Source organism: Marivivens donghaensis, from assembly GCF_030410045.1.
Taxonomy (GTDB): domain Bacteria; phylum Pseudomonadota; class Alphaproteobacteria; order Rhodobacterales; family Rhodobacteraceae; genus Marivivens; species Marivivens donghaensis.
Genome location: NZ_JAUFRA010000009.1, coordinates 155,285 through 175,758, shown reverse-complemented (window position 1 = coordinate 175,758; position 20,474 = coordinate 155,285). Strand labels below are relative to the sequence as shown.

The window sequence follows — 20,474 nt, the reverse complement described above, 5'->3', positions numbered from 1 at the left end:
GAAGAGTCGCAATGACCTTTTGACCACATAAGGCGGTAGCGGGGAAAACCTCGCATTTTACAGGACGAGCGGGTGCAACACTCCCTCTTGGGTCAAATCCTCAGCCAGTTCAGCTGGTGGAGACGAAAGCGTTCGGTTCAGAACGCTGCAACGCTCGGGTTGGTTCTCTTGGGGCCAACTCTTGTGGCGCTGACATTTGTTGTTTTGGGACCCCTGGATCAAGGCGCTGCGGATAATTCGCTGCGTCTCGTTCTGCTTGCTGACTTTGTTTACATTCTAGTCGTTGCATCGCTCGTCATGCAGCGCGTGGCGAAAATGGTTGCAGCCCGTCGCGCTCGGTCTGCGGGATCGCGCCTTCACCTTCGTTTGACAGGTGTTTTCGCACTCTTGGCGCTGATCCCAACGGTGATGGTCGCTATTTTCGCGGTTCTGTCGATTAACATGGGCCTTGAGGGGTGGTTTTCGGAGCGCGTTGGGAATGTTCTGAACAACTCACTTTCCGCGGCGCAGGCTTATAAGGACGAGCACCGTCGTGAATTGACCCGCGATGGGGAGGCATTGGCGGGGTATCTCAACCTCAAACGCCAAGCGACTCCATTCATGACAGATGGCCAAATCCGCGAGGCTCTAGCCGCCGTTCAACCGCAGATCGACCGCACCCTCACTGAGGCGTTTGTGATTGATAGTGCAGGTGATTTCCGTGCCCGCGCCGTGGGGTCCTATGAGTTTGACCTCGAACGCCTCACACCCGAAGAGATTGCGGTTGCTGATGCGGACGGCCAACTTTTGATCGAGGACTGGGATAACAACGAATTTCGGATCGTTATTCCGCTGGAAAGCTACCTTGATCGCTACCTCTATGTGAGCCGCGCAGTCGACGGGAGCGTCTTGTCGCTTCTTGACGAAACTGAACAAACTGTGGGCCTTTACAATCAGTTAGAGAAAGAGCGTGGACGTTTGTTTTTTGAATTCGGCCTCGTTTACCTCGGGTTTGCGTCGATCCTAATTCTTGCCGCGATTTGGCTAGGACTTTGGTTCGCTGAACGCCTTGCACGGCCTGTTGGGCGTCTTGTGACCGCCTCGCACCGCGTCGGTGAAGGTGATCTAGATGTTCGTGTTCCAGAGATCGTAGGTGATGATGAAATCGCGCAATTGGGTCGCGATTTCAACAAGATGACAGAGCAACTTAAGGCTCAACGTACGGAGTTGCTGGAAAACACACAGCAGATTGAAGGCCGCCGTCGGTTGTTCGACTCTGTGCTTGGCTCGATTACGTCGGGGGTTATCGGCCTAGATCCCAATGGCAATATCAGTTTTGTAAACCGCTCGGCGCGTCGATTGCTCGACATAGACAGCATGCAAAAAGATGTGGCTCTGTCAGTCGCCGTTCCAGAATTCGGCCCCGTTTTTGACGCCCTGCGAACCGAAGGACGTGAAGTCGTTCAAGAACAGCTGAACCTGATAAGGTCCGGTAAACAAGAGACTTTGTTGGTTCGTATGGGTACGCGGCGTGCGCAAATCCAAGGTGAGGGTGAAGCCGCACTTGAAGGGTATGTTGTGGCGTTTGACGACGTGACCGACCTCGTGACCGCTCAGCGCACTGCAGCTTGGGGTGATGTCGCCCAGCGGATCGCGCATGAGATCAAGAACCCACTGACGCCGATCCAATTGTCTGCGGAACGGATCAAACGTAAATTCGGGCCTAAAGTTGGTGAAGAGAGCGACAGCCTAACACAAATGACGGACGTCATTGTTCGGCAGACGGGCGATTTACGGCGCATCGTCGACGAGTTCTCAAAATTCGCTAGGATGCCAGAACCCGTCAAAACGACCTTCGATTTGGTGAAGCTACTCAAGGATTCCGTTTCACTTCAAGAAGTTGGCCAGCCATCTGTAAGGTTTGTAAGTGACATCCCAACTCATCACGTAGATGCCGAAATTGATCAAACAATGATCGGGCAGGCCCTTACGAACCTGATTAAGAACGCTGGCGAAGCCATTGAAACACGTCAGGAAAAAATGGGAGCCGACTTCACGCCAGAGATCCGCGTGACAATGGCTGTTGATAGCGGATTGGCGCGTATCACGATTTCTGACAACGGCATCGGTTTGCCTGAGGATCGTGCGCGACTGTTCGAACCCTATGTCACCACCCGCGACAAGGGCACCGGCCTTGGCCTGCCGATTGTGCGCAAAATTATCGAAGAACATGGCGGCACTCTCACTCTTGAGGACGCCGAAACCTATGACGGCACCGGCCATTTCGGCGCGATGGCTGTTATTGATCTACCTGTGCTTGCGGCGGGACCGCTAGACCAGAAAACGTGAGTTTATGAGGGACTTATGGGCGATATTTTAATCACCGATGACGAACGCGATATCCGCGAACTCATCTCGGACATTTTGAAAGACGAGGGTTTTTCGACCCGTATGGCTGCCAATGCAGACGAATGCATGGGCGCAATCGCGGCAGAAAAACCAGCGTTGATGATCCTCGATATTTGGCTCAAAGACAGCCACATGGACGGGATCGACATTTTGTCGAAGGTGAAAAAAGACCATCCCGAAATTCCGATCGTGATCATCTCTGGTCACGGCAACATTGAAATTGCGGTCGCTGCGATCAAACAAGGCGCCTACGATTTCATCGAAAAGCCTTTTAATATTGATCAGTTGCTGGTCGTTATTAAACGCGCAATGGAAACATCGCGCCTGCGTCGTGAGAACATCGCTCTGAAACGGTCTGATGGCCCGACGGCGGAAATGCTAGGCGATAGTGCAACATTCCGCATCATGAAATCGCAACTGGATAAGGTCACAAAATCCAATGGCCGCGTGATGTTAACGGGTGGTCCTGGTGCGGGCAAAGAAATTGCGGCGCGGTACATTCATGCGAATTCGAACCGAGCGGATGCTCCGTTTGTAGTGGTCAGCTCTGCATCGATTGATCCAGACCGCATGGAAGAAGTTCTGTTCGGGCGCGAAGGCACCGAGCGTGGCCTAGAGAAAGGGCTACTGGAGCAGGCGAATGGTGGCGTCATCTATTTCGATGAAATCGCCGATATGCCATTGGGAACACAGACCAAAATTTTGCGGGTCCTTGTTGATCAAAAGTTTTCTCGCGTCGGCGGTTCCGATGTAATTGAGGTCGATCTTCGTGTGATCTCATCTACCAACCGTGACCTGAATGCCGAGATTGAGGCGGGTAATTTCCGCCAAGAACTCTATCACCGTCTGAACGTTGTTCCGATTGAGGTCCCGACCTTGGAAGAGCGTCGCGATGATATTCCGCTTTTGGCAGAACACTTTATCGCTGAACTGAATAAGTCGCAGGGCCTGCCAATGCGGGCGCTGTCCGAAGATGCCCGTGCCATGCTCCAAACCATGATTTGGCCAGGGAATGTGCGTCAGTTGAAGAACGTGATCGAACGCGTTCTTATCCTTGGCGATAGTTCCGAGCCGATCAGCGCGAAGGAGCTTCCAAATGTTGAGGAGAGTGCTGCGACCGAAGGGCGGATCGTTCTGTCTGGGGCGCTTGCGACTTTGCCGCTGCGTGAGGCACGTGAACTGTTTGAGCGGGAATATCTGCTGACCCAAATTAACCGATTTGGTGGCAACATTAGCCGCACCGCGTCCTTTGTCGGGATGGAACGGTCCGCGCTACACCGCAAATTGAAATCGCTAGGCGTTGTGACGACGAGCAAAGCGGGCGCACGGATCGCCCAAATCGAACAGGATTAATTGCTGTTAGAATGATGAAATGATGGCGCGCAGATTGTTTTCGATGCTGCGCGCTGCGTCCTGCGCACTGTGGCGGCAGGTATCGCGAAGCATAAAGTAGACCTCAGGTCCAGATGCGACAAACACCATATCGCAGGCCTGATAGAAAGAGGTTCCGAGCTTCTGGCGCAGCGGGTCCATCGCCAAGCGGATCAGAGCCAAACGCCGTGCCGCGTAGGGAATAGCCGATACGTCAGAATTTGCGGCAGATGCCAATTTTTCCTGCGTTTTCGCGATAAACAACCGATATCCAGCCTCATTTCGCATCACGAAATCAATCACGATACGATTGGCGAGATTGACGCGATCAATGACAGACAAATCTTCCGTACAGTTCGATTGAAAATGCTGGATGAAGTCGGCCTGCGCACCGATGTCTTGGCTCGTGACGGCTTCGAGTTGGAGCGTCTCTGGGTTTGGAAAATAACGGTAGGCTGTCGCGGTGGAAATCCCTGCGCGTTCGGCAACAGTTGCAACGGTGACCACGCTTTGTTCAGCCATCAACTCTCTGGTGGCGTTCAAAAGTTGGTTTCTAGTTTTTGCCTTTTGGGCAATCCGACCGGTCGATTGAACCATTGAACGATGTAGTTTTGACATCACTAAACTCTTCTTACTGGATAATGTGCTGCGAATTTTATTCTTACAATTCAAGCAAGACGATAGTTAATCTAATGCACGCTATGGATTAGTAAGGAATTCCTTACCTTAGCATCAAAGAGAGGGCTTCCATTGACCCTTTCCTGTGCATCTGCCACTTGTAGCCCAACCAAGATATTAGGAAGCTCGGTCATGAAAGTTATCATTTGTGGCGCTGGTCAGGTTGGTTGGCAGATTGCGCGGCACCTGTCTTCGGAACGAAACGACGTAACCGTTGTTGATAACAATCCCGAGCTGGTGCGTCGTGCGACAGAGACCTTGGACGTGAACGGTGTGACTGGACATGCATCCTATCCCGACGTGCTAGAACGGGCAGGGGCGCGGGATGCAGAGATGATCATCGCCGCGACACATTCTGACGAAGTGAACATGGTCACCTGTCAGGTGGCGCATTCCGTGTTTGCCGTTCAGCGCAAAATCGCGCGCTTGCGGGCACAAAGCTATTTGGACGCTATCTATTCCGATTTGTATCGTCGCGATCATTTGCCCATCGATGTGGTGATTAGCCCTGAACGCGAAGTGGCAGAGGCCGTACTGCAGCGGTTGTCATCGCCAGCGGCCTTTGACACTGAGAACTTCTTTGAGGGGAAGGCACAGCTTTTGGGGATCACCGTCCGCGAGGATTGTCCCGTTATTAACACGCCTCTGCGCCAGTTGACCGACCTGTTTTCCACCTTGCGCGCTATTGTTGTCGGTATTCGCCGCGAGGGAACACTGTTCGCACCCGCGCCAGGCGATCAGATTTTCCCGGGCGATGATGTTTATGTCTTTACAAGCACCGATGACGTGACACGAACGCTAGAGGTGTTTGGCAAAACCAACGTCAAACAGGAGCGCGTGGTGATCATCGGTGGGGGCAATGTCGGCCTCGCTGTGGCGCGTGCTTTGGAAACCAGCACGGACCGCGTTCGTGTGAAGGTCATCGAGAAGAACCGTGCGCGAGCTGAGATTGCGGCTGACGCCCTAGAGCGGACGATTGTTTTGCATGGTGACGGCTTGAACGCGGCGCTCCTTGAAGAGGCGAACGTAAGCAGCGCGGATGCAGTCTTGGCGATTACGGACGACGATAAGACGAACATGCTGGCAGCGGTGCGTGCAAAATCTCTTGGCGCGGGTATGTCGATCTGTTTGACCAACGACCCGACTTTGGTGCCGTTGATGGGGCCACTCGACATCGACGCCTACATCAACCCACGAGCCACAACCGTTTCCTCGATCCTACGACATATCCGCCACGGTCGCGTACGGGCGGTTTATTCGATTGGTGATGCCGAAGCCGAGATGATCGAAGCCTATGTCCTCGGTACTTCGCCAATTTCTGGGCAACGTATCAGAGAGATTGATTTCCCAGAGGGCGTGCTGGTCGGTGGGATTTTCCGTGATCGGAAATACCTCAAACCCACTGGCGACTTGCGTGTCGAAGAAGGGGACATCGTTGCGATCTTTGCGATGACCTCTGATGTTCCTGCAGTGGAACAGTTGCTTCAGGTTTCGATCGATTTCTTCTGATGCTTAAGCGGATCACAGACCTTCCGTTTTTTGTCCTTCTTATGGGGATATCGTCTCTGGCGATGATTGCGCCTGCGGCTTTTGCATTGTCGCATGGGCACCACGCGATTGCGCGACCGTTCTTTTATTCGATGATCCTGTTTATGTTGCTCACGACCCTGATCGGGTTCGCAACACATGGCCAGCAACCGCGCCGTGTGGCGCGTAGCCACCTGATCACTTTGGTCGGCGCCTACCTGATCCTACCGATCCTCCTCGCCGTTCCATTTCACGAAGCCCACGGTCGAACGACCTTTTTCGATGCGTGGTTCGAGATGGTGTCGGATTTCACCACCACGGGGTCTACGCTCTACGACAGTCCGTGGCGGATGAATGCGGCGCTGCACCTTTGGCGCGCGATCGTGGGTTGGATGGGTGGTCTGTTTATTTGGATCACCGCTGTCGCGATCCTCGCACCGATGAACCTAGGCGGATTCGAGGTGCGGAACGCGGGTGCACCTCAGGGCACTGTGCAGAGCTTTGTTCAAATCACGCGGGTCGCAAATACGTCCGAGCGTTTGACGCGCTACACCCTGCAACTTGCGCCGCTTTATATCGGGCTGACATTCGCACTTTGGGTTGGTCTGTCAGCCGTCGGTGAACGTCCCTTTGTCGCTCTCATCCACGCGATGTCCACCATGTCGACCTCAGGGATTTCGGCGACGGGCGGTTTGTATTGGGCCAACGGTGGCGTTCTTGGCGAAATACTGATCTTTGCCTTTATGTTCTTTGCGGTCTCTCGTCTAACTTTCAGCAGCGATATCCTCGCCCAAGAAAAGGGCCGTTTGCGCAAAGACCCCGAAATACAAATGGCGCTCTTATTGATCACGATTGTGCCGACGCTCTTGTATCTTCGCCATTACGTTGGCATCCTTGAAGAACATCGCATCCACGGGCTTTTCACTGGTCTAAAGGCCCTTTGGGGTAGCGTCTTCACTGTAATGTCGTTCTTGACCACGACAGGGTTTGAATCACGTTACTGGTCGATAGTCGCGGATTGGTCCGAACTCTCAACGCCGGGGTTGGTTTTGCTTGGCCTGTCGATCACAGGCGGCGGGATTGCGACGACCGCGGGCGGGGTCAAACTCTTGCGAGTTTACGCACTGTTCCGCCATTCCGAACGCGAATTGGAACGGCTGGTTCACCCTAGTTCCGTTGGTGGATCGGGCCAAGAGGCGCGTCGCATTCGTCGGCAGGGGGCGCAGATTGCATGGGTGTTCTTCATGCTCTTTGCGCTATCCATCGTCGGCGTGCTCACTGCGCTTTCACTAACTGGCGTGCAGTTTGAGAACGCAATGGTGCTCGCCGTTGCCGCGCTGTCGACCACGGGTCCCTTGGTCGAAATCGCAGCTGAGGCACCGATTTCAATCTCTGGCGTGACCAATGAGGCCAAGATGGTGCTGGCGCTTGCGATGGTACTGGGGCGGCTTGAGGCGCTGGCGATTATTGCTCTTTTCAACCCCGATTTTTGGCGCAAATAGACCCTACGATAGATGGTTGATTTTGGGGCTGGAATCTCTTTCGCGGGTTAGACATACTCACACCAAAGACGGAGGCCGGTCCGCGGCCACAAGAACAAAGGATAATATCAATGGCGGCCGACAAGCAGAACCTTCAGGATGCTTTTCTTAACCATGTTCGCAAAGCTAAAATCTCGGTCACTATCTTTTTAGTGAACGGTGTAAAACTGCAGGGCGACATCACGTGGTTCGACAATTTCTGTGTGCTCCTGCGCCGCGATGGTAAATCGCAACTGGTGTATAAGAGCGCGATCTCCACGATAATGCCGGCTGCACCTGTCAGCCTTTATGACGGCGAAGAGTAAGACCATCATGGAGGAAACGGACAGGCCTGCAACGCGGGCCTGGGTGCTCCACCCAGACATCAAATCGGATCGTAACCGCCGTGCTGCTGCTCCGGCGCTAGACGAGGCTGTCGCACTTGCGGCGGCCCTTCCATCGTTGGAGGTCTTTGGTGCGACGGTCGTATCGCTGCCTAAAGTTCAGCCGGGTTATTTGTTCGGCTCGGGCAAGATCGAGGAATTGAACCAGCAGTTCAAAGCCGAAGAGATTGAACTCGTCTTGGTCGATGGACACCTGAGTCCTGTTCAGCAGCGGAACCTTGAAAAAGAATGGGGCGTTAAGATTCTCGACCGCACTGGCCTGATCCTCGAAATTTTCTCGGATCGTGCACGCACCCGCGAAGGTGTGCTGCAGGTCGAAATGGCTGCCTTGTCCTATCAACGCACGCGTCTTGTGAGGGCATGGACCCACCTTGAGCGTCAGCGGGGTGGTTTGGGCTTTGTGGGTGGTCCGGGGGAAACGCAGATCGAGGCGGACCGCCGCGCCATCGACGAACAGCTCGTTCGTCTGCGTCGCCAGTTGGACAAAGTGGTTAAGACGCGCGAACTGCACCGCAAGGCGCGCGCTAAGGTGCCGTTCCCGATTGTCGCGCTGGTTGGTTACACCAACGCTGGGAAATCGACGCTGTTCAACCGCGTGACCGGTGCGGAGGTGTTTGCCAAAGACATGCTCTTTGCGACGCTCGATCCGACGATGCGTCGTCTCAATTTGCCGAGCGGTGAAGAGATCATCCTCTCCGACACGGTGGGCTTTATCTCTGACCTGCCGACCGAGTTAGTCGCATCCTTCCGTGCGACCCTCGAAGAAGTTCTCGACGCCGATCTTATCGTTCACGTCCGTGACATCAGCCACGAACAGACCGAAGAACAGTCAGAGGATGTTCATACCATCCTTCAGTCACTTGGCGTTGCTGAAACAGCGCCGATGATCGAGGTCTGGAACAAGGTTGATCGTCTCGACGACGAGCAGGCTGACGCGGTTCGGACACAGGCCGAGCGTACCGAAGATATCTTTGCGATTTCGGCGATTACGGGCGAAGGCATAGATACGCTGCTCGACGCGATTTCGCTGAAACTGCGCCCTGATCACATGATCGAGGTTTTGACCTTGCCATTTAGCGCAGGCAAAGCACGGGCATGGCTGTTTGCGCAAGGCGTAGTCGAAGCGGATGTTCAGACCGACGAAGGCTATCAGATGACGGTCAAATGGACACAAATCCAGAAAGACCGCTACGAACGCCTCTGATCAGTTCGGCACCAGAACAGTAACGCCCACGGCACCCGCACGCGCAAGGGATGGATCGAGCGACATGGGGATATACTCCCCGCGTCGCCACAGTTCGCCCATGTCATCGTAATAGCGGCTGAGCGGGTGGCCAGACTGACCCGTTGAAATGATAAAGACAGAACTATCTGGGTCCGCAAAATCATAAACCCCACGATACCCAGCAGCGTGAACATTGCGGAACGGGGTAGGGTCGACGCCCGAGGTCAATCCACGCAAGAGCGTGTTGTCGCCGCCCGAGGTCGATTGGTGAATATTAACGAACCAGCGCAAAATGGGTGCATCTGCGAGCGTCTTGTGCAAGTGAACCGCGGTATGAGCGTCGCCCCAGCGAAGCGACTCAAGCGAACCGCTTTGGTTCTCAGAAATCCAGATCAACGCCTCATCCAAAGACTGCCGTGCGATGTCGACGCAGGTCTCAACAGGTGCAGATTGGATCACGTCGCACCAAGCGGAGGCACCACCGATGTCGCGATAAACCCGCTCAATGAAAATCGGATCAACGTGCGTAAATGCGTCCGCCACATCACCCAGTTCATCGCGGATCAATCGATCCTGTAACGCACGCATCCACGCCGCATAAATCAGCGGCTCGGGCAGGTGTTCGTTCATTTCACCATTCCACGAGGCCAACATATCGAGCGCTTGCTGACGGCGACGTTCTGGTGTGCCTTCGGGTGCAGGATCGCCAGTGAACCACAGGTCCGCACCAACGAGAGGCAAGAGCGAACGGGCAGTGTAGCTGACCGTATCCAGCTGCGCTTCGATAAAGCTTTCCCGCGTGTGGACGCCTCGCGCCTGCATAAGGCGCTGCCAACGATATATGCGCTGACTGTCGCCCCAGACATAGGACACATGGTTCGGGAACGCAGCGGTGCTGGTTTTGTTGTTGGTGTTGCCGATGATGCCACCCTCGGGATCGACGATCGACGGATTGCTGTCATAAGGCAGGGAGCCGAGCCATTGGTTCTGCGGAAGATAGCCATACGTCGGCATGCGGCCCTTGCTCTGGTGTGCTTCGTCGCGCGACGGGATCGCACCGATGGTTTGCATAGCAATCCCATTCGGATCGGCCAGCATCAGGTTCTGAGCGGGTGCAATATAACTCCGACCCGCATCAATCGCGGACCGAACAGAGCGAGAGCGCATGATGCCCATGGCCGCGGACAATGAGGTGTCCTGATCGCTCAGACCAGTCCAAGCCAGAGACACGACATGACCCGCTGGACGGATGGTCGCGAGGTTAAACTGATCGGGCGGCAGAACAGGTCCGTTCTGGGTCCATAAGAGTTTAAGGGTAACGGCAGGCGCATCGGCGATTTCAATGATGCTTTCGCGAGTTACAAAGTCGGCCCAGCCATCCGCGGTGCGATACCGATTGGATTGGTTTTCATCGACCTCCTCGAGGTAGAGGTCCATATCGTCGGCCCAAGCGCTGGTGATCCCCCAACCGAGGCTCGCGCTGCGTCCCGTGAGCACCACAGGTACACCGGGGATCGTTGCGCCAATAACGCCGCCAGTCGACAGCTCCAAACGTGCCAAATACCACGGCGATGGCGCGGTCAGCATCCCATGCGGATCATTGGCGAGAAGGGTCGATCCAGATGTAGACCGTGATGGGCCCGCAGCCCAAGCGTTCGAGGCACCCGAAAAATCAGCGGCAGGAAAACCCGCGCGCGAAGCGTCGGACCAATCGAACGCAACTTCGGTCGGCAGATCGTGAACAAGCGACGCATAGGATGGCAGCGCAGTGACGCTCGTTCCCGGAACCTCGGGCAAAATATCATGGATACGGTCGTCAGCGATGCGCTGCGACACGCTGGCGCGCAGAACTTCGGCCTGAAGGTGGCCGCTTTGACGGAAGGCATAGAGTTTAAAGAGCGCGATGCTATCGGCAGGCTGCCAAGGGGCGATGGGCTGATTGAACACCCACATTTCGGGTGCGCCACGACCTCGCACGCCATTGTTCACCTCGTTCAACCACGCGTTCACACCTGCGCTATAGGCTTCAAGCGCGGCTTTGGTTTGGTCATCCTGCGCCTCAACGCTCGATAACGACAGATTATAGAGATCCAGACGCCGCATTAGGATATCGGACGGCAGCATCGATTGCCCGAAAACCTGAGCCATGCGTCCTTGAGCGGTGCGGCGATCGGTGATCATCTGCCACATGCGGTCTTGGGCATGGGCAAAGCCAAGCGCAAAGAAAACGTCGGGATCGGTTTCACCGAAAATATGCGGCACGTCAGAATTATCGCGCACGACCTCGACCGTTGCGCCCAGACCATTCACGGCGATCGTTTCGTTGTAATCGGGCAGGGACCGTGAGGCGAAATAATAGGCCAGCACGAAAGCCGCCAAGGTCAAGCCAATGAGCCCAGACGCAAGCCAAAACATCAAACGAAACACGGTGATCATACTGCCCCCAACGCACAGCATCGGCGTTCGTTTTGGTGCCGACGGCTCTACTTATCGTGATGGTGCATATTCGGCAAAAGCAAAAGGGACAAGCCCGCGACCAAATATGAAAACGGGGCCCTGAGGCCCCGCTTTGTTAATTTTCTGGAAGCATGCCGCGGGGATTGAACCGCAAGACGAACAGAAGGACCAAGCCCATGGTAAAGAGCCTCATGTGTGCTGCGGCCTCTGTGATGCGAACGGCAACCCAGTGACCTTCGGGCAATCCGTAGGTCAACACTTGGGCGAGCCACTGGCCCAGCGGTTCAACCTTGACCCAGAGCCACCAGATCAGGAAGCCACCGAGAACAGAACCGAGGTTATTGCCAGAGCCACCAACGATCACCATCACCCAGATGAGGAAAGTGAAACGAAGTGGGTGATAAGACGCAGGGGTCAACTGACCATCAAGCGTTGTCATCATTGCGCCTGCGAAACCACAGACCGCAGACCCGAGGATAAAGATCTCGAGGTGACGGCGTGTGACGTTCTTGCCCATCGCACGCGCAGCGGTTTCGTTATCCCGAATGGCGCGCATCATACGGCCCCATGGGCTGTGACGCGCCAACTGCGACAGAACGAGAATCGTCACAAGCACAGCGGTGAACAACAGTGCGTAACCGATCTTCACGTAGAGCGTCGATGCTGTAACTGGATCGAGGCCAAGGCTCGCCGCATTCGCCACAAACTCGGCACTCTGCTGAAGGTCGACTTCGTAAGGAACAGGACGCGGCAGGCCGTTCACGTTCTTTGCACCACGCGACAGCCACTCTTCGTTCTTAAGGATAGCAACGATGATCTCGGCGATGCCGAGTGTCGCAATGGCGAGGTAGTCAGACCGCAGACCAAGAGCCGTTTTACCGATAATCCACGCAGCACCCGCCGCAAGGAGACCACCAACAGGCCAAGCGACCAACACAGGCAGGCCAAGGCCACCAATGTTCCCTGTGACCGACGGATCAATCGCCTCTACCGCTTGAACGCCGCTATCAAACACAGCGCGGTAGAGAAAGAAACCACCGATCAGGATCGCGAGGGTCAGTGCGCCACGCAGACGACCTTGGGGCAGTTTCATGCGCATCAGGATCGTGCCAGCTATGGTCAGCGCACCAAGGATCAGACCTAGGATGATCCGATACCCACCAGCCGACCAGCTCTCTGTCACGGGCGGAAGCGAGGTCACCACAACAGCCAGACCACCCAAGGCCACAAAGCCCATGATGCCCGTGTTAAACAGACCCGCATAGCCCCACTGGAGGTTCACCCCCAACGCCATGACAGCCGAAACCAGCGCCATGTTCAGGATCACCAGGGAGGTGTTCCATGAGCCCGAAAATATCCAAAAGTTCGTGCTGCCCTCAATGATAAAGAGCGCAGCCATGAAACCAAAGAATAGGATTGCACGCATGGATTGGGTCATACGGATTGCCCCTTGAATAGGCCGGTCGGTTTAAACAGAAGCACGACAACTAGGATCGCGAAACTGACCGCGAATTTATATTCGGTCGACATCAACTGGAGCAGACCATTCGGCTCTAGTGCTTCGGGCAGCAGATAGATTGCGACCTTCTTCCAAACGTAGGTGACCATGACCTCGGAGAAAGACACGACGAAGCCGCCGACAATTGCACCGAGCGGGTTGCCAAGACCACCAACGATCGCGGCCGCAAAGGTCGGCAGCAGAAGCTGGAAGTAGGTGTAAGGCGAATAGGCCTTATCAAGGCCATAGAGAACGCCAGCCGTCGTCGCGAGCATCGCCACGATCACCCAAGTCACCATCACAACCCGGTTCGGGTTGATACCCGACAGGAGCGCCAAATCTTCGTTGTCCGAGAAGGCGCGCATGGATTTACCCGTGCGGGTCTTGTTCAGGAACCAGAACAGCCACGCCACAATCGCGATTGCGACAACGAGGGTTAGAACTTGGGTCGTGCGCAGCGAGAGGGCTTCGTCAAGGCCAGACCACTCTTTGAAATCTCGCGCCTTGATGATGAAGCGCGTGCCGTCGTCAAAGGTTTGGTCCTTCACGCCAGCCATGAAACGAATAAGGCCGTTCATCACGAACATAACGCCCAAAGACGCCATCACAAAGATGATCGGAACAGCGCGTTTCTTGCGATAAAAGCGGTAGATCGCAAAGTCGGTGCCGACGAGCAGAACCGCCGTAATCGCAATGGCAAAGGGCAGGGCGAAGAGGGCGGTTGGAAGCGGCCCGAGGCTGATGCCCCACGATTGGAACAACGTCGTAATGCCAATGGTTACTACGGTGCCAAAGGCCATCGTGTCGCCATGCGCAAAGTTAGAGAACCGCAGGATCGAATAGATCAGCGTCACACCCAACGCACCCAGAGCAAGCTGAGCGCCATAGGTCGTTGCGGGAATGATAAGGAGGTTGGTGATTGCCACCACAGCGTTGAGGAAATCCATATTAACCCCGCATTCTATTCGAAAGTGATTGATTAATCTCGGCCAAGTTACCGATCACCATACCAGCGAAGAGCATCATGAAACCCTGTGAATGCAGGATACTACCATCGGCAGGAGCACCTAACGAAGCAGCCAAGGAAGTTGTTTCGAACAAAGTTCCTGCAATTAGACTAATTAACCCAAAGACAACCATGACAGTTGCAGCAACCTTTCCCCATTTTTGAAAGCTCATCTTAACCCCCGAGGAAGGAACGGCGGACTTCAGGGTCGGCCAGTAGGTCTTTGCCCGTGCCAGTGTGGGCGTTTGCGCCCTGAACCAGAACATAAGCACGGTCGGCGATTTCGAGCGCCTGTTTGGCGTTCTGTTCCACCATCAGGATCGGAATACCTGTGCGGCTGACCTCAATGATACGGTCAAAGAGTTCGTCCATCACAACGGGCGATACGCCAGCGGTTGGCTCGTCAAGGAGGAGCACTTTGGGCTTTGTCATTAGAGCACGGCCAACTGCCACCTGCTGACGTTGACCGCCAGACAGTTCGCCCGCTGCCTGAAAACGCTTGTCACGCAGGATCGGGAAAAGGTCATAGACCTGTTCCATCGTCTCGCGGAAATCGTCGGTGCGGATATAGGCGCCCATTTCGAGGTTCTCTTCGACCGTCATCGATGGGAAGATGTTGCGCACCTGCGGGACAAAACCCATGCCCTTCATCACGCGCTCTTGCGGCGAAAGTTTGGTGATGTCCTCACCATCAAGTCGCACAGCACCAGAGCGGACGTTCAGCATCCCAAAGGTCGCCTTCATCGCGGTCGATTTACCGGCCCCGTTCGGGCCAACGATCACGGCGATTTCGCCCTTGTTCACAGAGATTGTGCAATTGTGGAGAATGTCAGGACCGCGGCCATAGCCGCCCGTCATGTTGTCCCCGATCAGGAATGGTTCGCTCATGCGCCCACCTTGTCTTTGTTCTTGAGGCCAGTGCCGAGGTAGGCTTCGATTACCTGCTCGTTTGCCTTGATTTCAGCGAGTGTTCCTTCGGCCAGAACCTTGCCCTCTGCCATACAAATGACGGGGCCACAGATTTTGCCGATGAAGTCCATGTCGTGTTCGATAACGACGAAGGTGTAGCCGCGCTCTTTGTTGAGCTGGAGGATGGCATCACCAATGGTCATGAGGAGGGTGCGATTCACACCTGCGCCAACCTCGTCGAGGAACACGATCTTTGCGTCGACCATCATCGTGCGGCCAAGCTCCAACAGCTTTTTCTGGCCGCCAGAGAGGTTGCCCGCTTTTTCGTCCGCCAAATGGCTGATGGTGAGAAACTCTAGAACCTCATCCGCTTTGGCACGCAAGGCGCGTTCCTCGTCCGCGATACGCTTGCGACCGAACCATGTGTTCCAGAGGGTTTCGCCCGATTGACCAGCGGGAACCATCATCAGGTTCTCACGGCAGGTCATCGAATGGAATTCATGCGCGATTTGGAACGTCCGCAGGAGGCCCTTACCGAACAGTTCATGCGGCGGCAGGCCAGTGATATCCTCACCGTCCATCATCACACGCCCAGATGTCGGCTCAAGAACGCCCGCGATCACGTTGAAAAGAGTGGTTTTTCCGGCACCATTTGGACCGATCAACCCAGTGATCGAGCCTTTTTCGATGCTCAGCGAAGCTCCGTCTACGGCATGAAAGCCGCCGAAGTGTTTATGGAGGTTGTCGACGACAATCATTTTGATCCCCAACGGCGCGATTGATCGCGCTCATCTTATGGAAAACGGCGCGGGGACAAACCCCGCGCCGCAAAGAACGTCATTTCTGACGATTAGCGGTATTCAGCGGTTACCATTTCGCCACCTTCAAAGGTGACAACGCGGTAGGAACCAGCAGCTTCGCCGCCGTTTACCAGTTCAACGCCAGTCGCGCCAATCAGGTCAACGTCGCCGCCAGCTGCGAGGATTTCGAGAGCTTTGCCCAGTTCGCCCGGCATGATCGGCTCACCTGGAGCGTTCGCAACCGACTCTACGTATTCTTTGTAGATGTTCGGGTCGGTCGAACCAGCAGCCTGCATAGCAAGCAGGATCAGAGCTGCAGCGTCATAGGATTCCGACGCATAGGTGCCTTCGCCGTTGAAGCCTTCTGCAAGGCTAACAAAAGTCTGGTAGCCGGGGTTGTCCGAGCCAGGAGCCTGACCGTAGGAGCCGTCGATGTCAGCACCGAAAGTTGCCGGCAGTGCGTCACCGATCATCCCATCAGGGAAGTGGAACAGGTCGAATGCGCCAGCGTCGATCGATGCGCGAACGATATCGCCGCCACCTTGGTCAACGTAGCCAGCAACAACCAGACGCTCACCGCCAGCGGAGGACAGCGCTGCAACTTCTGCAGAGTAGTCACCTTTGCCAACGTCGTGCGCAGCAGAGATAGTGACGGTGCCGCCCATGCCTTCGTATGCAGCTTGGAAGCTGTCTGCGAGGCCTTTGCCGTAGTCGGAGTTGATGTAGGTCAGAGCGACCGAGCCAACGCCTTGCTCTTTGAGCAGTTCAGCCATCACAACGCCCTGACGTGCGTCAGACGGTGCAGTGCGGAAGAAGAGACCGTTGTCTTCGACGGTCGACAGACCCGGGGAGGTCGCGGACGGCGAAACCATAACCATGCCGTTCGGCACAGCAACGTTCTGGAGGATCGCACCGGTTACACCAGAGCAGTCAGCACCAAAGATACCAGCAACGCCTTCAGCGATCAGTTCTTCGGCAGCAGCGGTCGCAGCAGCAGCGTCAACGCAGGTCGAGTCCTTGCGGATTGGCGTAACAGTCATACCGCCGAGCAGGTTGCCCGATGCAGAAACTTCGGCCATCGCCATTTCAGCGCCAGCAGCCATGTCAGGTGTCAGCGATTCGATCGGACCAGTGAAACCAAGGATAACGCCCAGTTTCACTTCGTCTGCCGAAGCAGCACCAGCAACCAGAGCGGTGGCCGCAGTGGCCAGCAGCAGTTTTTTCATTTTTAGACTCCCTATCGGATGTTCTTATCCTGTAGCGAAGCTAATTGGACCATTTGGAAAAGTGAAGCGGTGACGCAAGGTGAATTTTCCCGCAGACGGGTGTAAACTCCGTCAATTAGCCTGCGAGACGCCTAAAACGGTCAAGAAAGCAGAGATTTGACTAGTCGCGACGCCCATGTGCACCGCGTTCGCGGTAGGGTGTGGTCTGGTAATGCGCACGATAGCATTTCGAAAAATGCGACGGTGAGGCAAAGCCGCAGGCGAGAGCGACGTTGATCACACTCATGTCGGTTTGCATCAGCAGGTTCCGCGCTTTTTGAAGACGCAGTTCCATATAATAGCGCTTTGGCGACCGTGTAAGATATCGACGGAAGAGGCGCTCTAGCTGGCGGGTCGACATGCCCACGTCTTTGGCGAGGGTCGCTGGGCTGATTGGCTCTTCGATGTTCTGTTCCATCATCTGAATCACGCGGCTCAGTTTTGGATGGCGAACACCGATGCGGGTCGGGATAGACAAACGTTGTGTGTCTTGGTCGGTGCGGATCGACGAATAGATCAGCTGATCTGCCACTGCGCTGGCGAGCTCTTCACCGTGATCGTCCGCGATGATTTTCAGCATAAGATCGAGGGAGGCCGTGCCACCGGCAGCCGTAATGCGATTTCCGTCGACGACGAAAACCGATTTCGTCAGGTCAACTTCTTCGAATTCTTCGGCAAAGCTGTCTTGGTTTTCCCAGTGGATCGTCGCACGTTTTCCATCAAGGAGACCCGCTTTGGCCAGCGCATAGCTCGCCGTGCAGAGACCGCCCATAACCACGCCACGACGCGCCTCACGCCGGAGCCAATTCAGCACGCGTTTGTTCGTGGCTTTTTGAACATCGATTCCACCGCACACGATAACAACATCGTCGCGGGTGAGTTCATCGAGGTCCATCTGCAGCTTAAATTCAGTTCCGTTCGAACAGGCGACCATTTCGCCGCCATCACCCGCGAGAGCCCATGAATACAGCTCAGCATTCGACATGCGGTTCGCAATGCGCAAACACTCCACCGCGCTGGCAAAGGACAGCATAGTAAATTGTTCCAAGAGCACGAAGACAAAACGCTTTGCTTTCTTGGGCGCTTCGACTTCGACGATTTGAATTTCTGTGTCCATTTGGGTCTCGAAAACGGAGGTGATTTTCGACCACAACATCTTTTTCTCGACAAAGGCAAGAGTTGTTTGTTTGCGACCTCAGTGTCGCTAAAGGACAGGTCACAAATTGAGTAAAGTGATTTTTACGTTGCCGTGTCAAAGTCAGAAGCTATAAACGCGTCCTGATACCGCTAAAATCGATTATGCGGGTCGAATTTGAACGCAAAACGGAGCGAGACAATGACCGAGTGGCAGAAAACGGACTGGCGTGCAAAACCGCGGGTTCAGATGCCCGACTATACGGATGAGGCAAAGCTGAACGCTGTAGAAGCGAAGCTGGCAAGCTATCCGCCCTTGGTCTTTGCTGGCGAGGCACGCAAACTCAAAGCGAAACTGGGTGCAGTTTCCCGTGGCGAGGCCTTCCTTCTTCAGGGCGGTGACTGCGCTGAAAGCTTTGCTGAATTTTCGGCTGATAACATCCGCGACACCTTTAAGGTGATGCTGCAGATGGCAATGGTTCTGACCTACGGTGCGAAGGTTCCTGTGGTCAAAGTAGGTCGTATGGCTGGCCAGATGGCAAAGCCGCGTTCGGCACCGACCGAAGTGATCAATGGCGCGGAACTGCCGAGCTACCGTGGCGACATCGTCAACGGTTTCGACTTCACACCTGAGGCTCGCATTCCTGATCCAGACCGTATGCTGCAGGCCTACACGCAGGCCGCTGCAACGCTGAACCTTCTGCGCGCATTCTCGACAGGCGGTTATGCTGACCTGCACAAAGTGCACTCTTGGACGCTTGGTTTCACCGCGTCTCCTGAGGCAGAGCGTTACCGCGAACTGGCAAACCGCATCAGCGATACGCTTGATTTCATGAACGCTGCTGGCATTCGTGATGAGGCGAACCATGCGATGCAGACCGTCGACTTCTTCACCAGCCACGAAGCGCTGCTCTTGGAATATGAAGAAGCTCTTTGCCGTCTGGATTCGACCTCGGGCAAATGGCTTGCAGGTTCGGGTCACATGATCTGGATCGGTGACCGTACCCGTCAGCCTGATGGCGCGCACGTTGAATTCTGCAAAGGGGTTCAGAACCCGATAGGCCTGAAATGCGGTCCTTCGATGACTTCTGGTCACCTGAAATCGTTGATGGCGTCGCTGAACCCACAGAACGAAGCAGGTCGTCTGACTCTGATCGCGCGTTTCGGTGCAGGCAACGTCGGTGAACATTTGCCACGCCTGATCAAAGCTGTTCAGGAAGAAGGCGCAAACGTTGTTTGGACCTGTGACCCGATGCACGGCAACACGATCAAGTCGTCGACAGGCTACAAAACCCGTCCATTCGACAGCGTACTGCGTGAAGTCCGCGAATTCTTTGCAGTTCACAACGCTGAAGGATCGATCCCGGGTGGTGTACACTTCGAAATGACAGGCAAAGACGTCACCGAATGCACGGGTGGTGTTCGCGCTGTGACCGATGAGGATCTCAGCGATCGTTACCACACCGCCTGTGACCCGCGTCTGAACGCGTCGCAATCTCTGGAGCTTGCGTTCCTTGTTGCGGAAGAACTCTCTGCGCGTCGCGAAAAACTGGCAGCAGCGGCAAACGCTTAATCGCGGTCGTTGTCGACAACCAAACGAAGGGCCGGCCGTTGGGTCGGCCTTTTTCGTTCACCCGCATAGAGCGCCTGATCAAAAGCCTGCATGGGGGCAATATTGATCTTTTCGTGACGAACAGGGGCTGGGACTTCGATAGAGAACCGACGTGCGCTGCGCCCCTGAATACCTTCAGTCACAATTGCACCAAGTGCCCGCGTCGGGATTCCGTTCACACCCGCGAGCGGCATCAAGAGGAGCCGCCCTGTAAACTTTGGCCGCGAGAGGCCACTTTGAGTGGTCAACGACAGCTCGACAATCGCTGGATCGGCAAAACACGCCTCAACATAGGTCTGCAAACGATCCCGTTCGGTCGGTTCAAACAGCATGGACAGAGGCATGCCGCGCGCCTCCATCATCATCAGGTCGTTGATTTTTTGACCGCTGACACGCAACCGCCCTACACCCGGGGCCACACGTTCCAAGATAAAAGAATAGGGCAGAGCCGCGTCAATTCGCGTTGGATCAATGGCACGACGTTCAGGCAACGTTTTAGGGCCGCGCAATTCATGCCAATAGGCCTCAAGCACCTTGAGCGTTTCGCTATTTGTTTGGTGTGGCGTGTCCATGTCGCACATCCTTAACGGGTGATTCAAATTCATAAAACAATTCATTCAAATTGACACGACCCTTCGCGCATCAAGGTTAACAGGCCGTCGCGCCACTTGCCGCAGTGC

The 20,474-nt window shown here is 55.2% G+C and carries 17 protein-coding genes; 7 read left to right on the top strand and 10 right to left on the bottom strand.

Annotation, left to right across the window (positions count from 1 at the left end):
• The first annotated feature begins 72 nt into the window (after nucleotides 1-72).
• Nucleotides 73-2,328: a sensor histidine kinase NtrY-like gene (locus QWY83_RS14025; RefSeq protein ID WP_249947079.1), complete on the top strand. Its 2,256-nt coding sequence runs from the start codon at nucleotides 73-75 to the stop codon at nucleotides 2,326-2,328.
• Between the two features lie 15 nt (nucleotides 2,329-2,343).
• On the top strand, nucleotides 2,344-3,741 hold the full coding sequence (gene ntrX, locus QWY83_RS14020) for a nitrogen assimilation response regulator NtrX (RefSeq protein ID WP_105235081.1): 1,398 nt from the start codon (nucleotides 2,344-2,346) through the stop codon (nucleotides 3,739-3,741).
• Between the two features lie 6 nt (nucleotides 3,742-3,747).
• Here the strand turns inward: ntrX and QWY83_RS14015 are convergent, their stop codons facing one another.
• On the bottom strand, nucleotides 3,748-4,356 hold the full coding sequence (locus tag QWY83_RS14015; RefSeq protein ID WP_290246019.1) for a TetR/AcrR family transcriptional regulator: 609 nt from the start codon (nucleotides 4,354-4,356) through the stop codon (nucleotides 3,748-3,750).
• A gap of 213 nt (nucleotides 4,357-4,569) precedes the next feature.
• Between QWY83_RS14015 and trkA the strand changes: the two genes are divergently transcribed.
• The 4 genes from trkA to hflX all read left to right on the top strand — a co-directional run bounded on the left by trkA (nucleotide 4,570) and on the right by hflX (nucleotide 9,092).
• A complete protein-coding gene (trkA, locus tag QWY83_RS14010; protein WP_249947080.1) occupies nucleotides 4,570-5,946 on the top strand; it encodes a Trk system potassium transporter TrkA in 1,377 nt (458 codons plus the stop codon).
• Nucleotides 5,946-7,466: a TrkH family potassium uptake protein gene (locus tag QWY83_RS14005; protein ID WP_249947081.1), complete on the top strand. Its 1,521-nt coding sequence runs from the start codon at nucleotides 5,946-5,948 to the stop codon at nucleotides 7,464-7,466. Before trkA ends, QWY83_RS14005 begins: the two co-directional genes overlap by 1 nt.
• A gap of 110 nt (nucleotides 7,467-7,576) precedes the next feature.
• Nucleotides 7,577-7,810 (top strand): RNA chaperone Hfq, encoded by a 234-nt coding sequence (gene hfq / locus QWY83_RS14000; protein ID WP_067545032.1) that lies wholly within the window; start codon nucleotides 7,577-7,579, stop codon nucleotides 7,808-7,810.
• Entirely contained in the window at nucleotides 7,794-9,092 is a 1,299-nt protein-coding gene (gene hflX / locus QWY83_RS13995) for a GTPase HflX (RefSeq protein ID WP_249947082.1), read from the top strand. Before hfq ends, hflX begins: the two co-directional genes overlap by 17 nt.
• Here the strand turns inward: hflX and QWY83_RS13990 are convergent, their stop codons facing one another.
• The 8 genes from QWY83_RS13990 to QWY83_RS13955 form a co-directional block, all read right to left on the bottom strand.
• A complete protein-coding gene (locus QWY83_RS13990) occupies nucleotides 9,093-11,549 on the bottom strand; it encodes a penicillin acylase family protein (RefSeq protein WP_249947083.1) in 2,457 nt (818 codons plus the stop codon).
• A gap of 136 nt (nucleotides 11,550-11,685) precedes the next feature.
• Nucleotides 11,686-13,008, bottom strand: coding sequence for a branched-chain amino acid ABC transporter permease (locus QWY83_RS13985; RefSeq protein WP_249947084.1), 1,323 nt, complete (start codon nucleotides 13,006-13,008; stop codon nucleotides 11,686-11,688).
• A complete protein-coding gene (locus QWY83_RS13980; protein ID WP_249947085.1) occupies nucleotides 13,005-14,015 on the bottom strand; it encodes a branched-chain amino acid ABC transporter permease in 1,011 nt (336 codons plus the stop codon). The genes QWY83_RS13985 and QWY83_RS13980 overlap by 4 nt, the downstream gene beginning before the upstream one ends.
• 1 nt (nucleotide 14,016) lies before the next feature.
• Entirely contained in the window at nucleotides 14,017-14,247 is a 231-nt protein-coding gene (locus tag QWY83_RS13975; protein WP_249947086.1) for a hypothetical protein, read from the bottom strand.
• 1 nt (nucleotide 14,248) lies between these two features.
• The gene (locus QWY83_RS13970; RefSeq protein WP_249947087.1) at nucleotides 14,249-14,962 is read right to left on the bottom strand and encodes an ABC transporter ATP-binding protein; all 714 of its coding nucleotides are present in this window, start codon (nucleotides 14,960-14,962) and stop codon (nucleotides 14,249-14,251) included.
• Nucleotides 14,959-15,741, bottom strand: coding sequence for an ABC transporter ATP-binding protein (locus tag QWY83_RS13965; protein ID WP_249947088.1), 783 nt, complete (start codon nucleotides 15,739-15,741; stop codon nucleotides 14,959-14,961). Before QWY83_RS13965 ends, QWY83_RS13970 begins: the two co-directional genes overlap by 4 nt.
• A 92-nt stretch (nucleotides 15,742-15,833) precedes the next feature.
• Complete coding sequence (locus tag QWY83_RS13960) at nucleotides 15,834-17,009, bottom strand: ABC transporter substrate-binding protein (protein ID WP_105235090.1); 1,176 nt, start codon at nucleotides 17,007-17,009, stop codon at nucleotides 15,834-15,836.
• 160 nt (nucleotides 17,010-17,169) lie between these two features.
• Complete coding sequence (locus QWY83_RS13955; RefSeq protein ID WP_105236351.1) at nucleotides 17,170-18,165, bottom strand: GlxA family transcriptional regulator; 996 nt, start codon at nucleotides 18,163-18,165, stop codon at nucleotides 17,170-17,172.
• 219 nt (nucleotides 18,166-18,384) lie between these two features.
• Between QWY83_RS13955 and QWY83_RS13950 the strand changes: the two genes are divergently transcribed.
• On the top strand, nucleotides 18,385-19,755 hold the full coding sequence (locus QWY83_RS13950) for a class II 3-deoxy-7-phosphoheptulonate synthase (RefSeq protein ID WP_249947089.1): 1,371 nt from the start codon (nucleotides 18,385-18,387) through the stop codon (nucleotides 19,753-19,755).
• Here QWY83_RS13950 and QWY83_RS13945 read toward each other — a convergent pair.
• Entirely contained in the window at nucleotides 19,752-20,366 is a 615-nt protein-coding gene (locus QWY83_RS13945; RefSeq protein WP_249947090.1) for a PAS domain-containing protein, read from the bottom strand. The genes QWY83_RS13950 and QWY83_RS13945 overlap by 4 nt on opposite strands.
• Nucleotides 20,367-20,474 lie beyond the last annotated feature (108 nt).

What these genes read in the sequence shown, in the direction of transcription:
- ntrX (WP_105235081.1), top strand. Translation starts at nt 2,344, where the DNA reads ATGGGCGATATTTTAATCACCGATGACGAACGCGATATCCGCGAACTC.
- QWY83_RS14015 (WP_290246019.1), bottom strand. Translation starts at nt 4,356, where the DNA reads ATGGTTCAATCGACCGGTCGGATTGCCCAAAAGGCAAAAACTAGAAAC.
- trkA (WP_249947080.1), top strand. Translation starts at nt 4,570, where the DNA reads ATGAAAGTTATCATTTGTGGCGCTGGTCAGGTTGGTTGGCAGATTGCG.
- QWY83_RS14005 (WP_249947081.1), top strand. Translation starts at nt 5,946, where the DNA reads ATGCTTAAGCGGATCACAGACCTTCCGTTTTTTGTCCTTCTTATGGGG.
- hfq (WP_067545032.1), top strand. Translation starts at nt 7,577, where the DNA reads ATGGCGGCCGACAAGCAGAACCTTCAGGATGCTTTTCTTAACCATGTT.
- hflX (WP_249947082.1), top strand. Translation starts at nt 7,794, where the DNA reads ATGACGGCGAAGAGTAAGACCATCATGGAGGAAACGGACAGGCCTGCA.
- QWY83_RS13990 (WP_249947083.1), bottom strand. Translation starts at nt 11,549, where the DNA reads ATGATCACCGTGTTTCGTTTGATGTTTTGGCTTGCGTCTGGGCTCATT.
- QWY83_RS13985 (WP_249947084.1), bottom strand. Translation starts at nt 13,008, where the DNA reads ATGACCCAATCCATGCGTGCAATCCTATTCTTTGGTTTCATGGCTGCG.
- QWY83_RS13980 (WP_249947085.1), bottom strand. Translation starts at nt 14,015, where the DNA reads ATGGATTTCCTCAACGCTGTGGTGGCAATCACCAACCTCCTTATCATT.
- QWY83_RS13975 (WP_249947086.1), bottom strand. Translation starts at nt 14,247, where the DNA reads ATGAGCTTTCAAAAATGGGGAAAGGTTGCTGCAACTGTCATGGTTGTC.
- QWY83_RS13970 (WP_249947087.1), bottom strand. Translation starts at nt 14,962, where the DNA reads ATGAGCGAACCATTCCTGATCGGGGACAACATGACGGGCGGCTATGGC.
- QWY83_RS13965 (WP_249947088.1), bottom strand. Translation starts at nt 15,741, where the DNA reads ATGATTGTCGTCGACAACCTCCATAAACACTTCGGCGGCTTTCATGCC.
- QWY83_RS13960 (WP_105235090.1), bottom strand. Translation starts at nt 17,009, where the DNA reads ATGAAAAAACTGCTGCTGGCCACTGCGGCCACCGCTCTGGTTGCTGGT.
- QWY83_RS13955 (WP_105236351.1), bottom strand. Translation starts at nt 18,165, where the DNA reads ATGGACACAGAAATTCAAATCGTCGAAGTCGAAGCGCCCAAGAAAGCA.
- QWY83_RS13950 (WP_249947089.1), top strand. Translation starts at nt 18,385, where the DNA reads ATGACCGAGTGGCAGAAAACGGACTGGCGTGCAAAACCGCGGGTTCAG.
- QWY83_RS13945 (WP_249947090.1), bottom strand. Translation starts at nt 20,366, where the DNA reads ATGGACACGCCACACCAAACAAATAGCGAAACGCTCAAGGTGCTTGAG.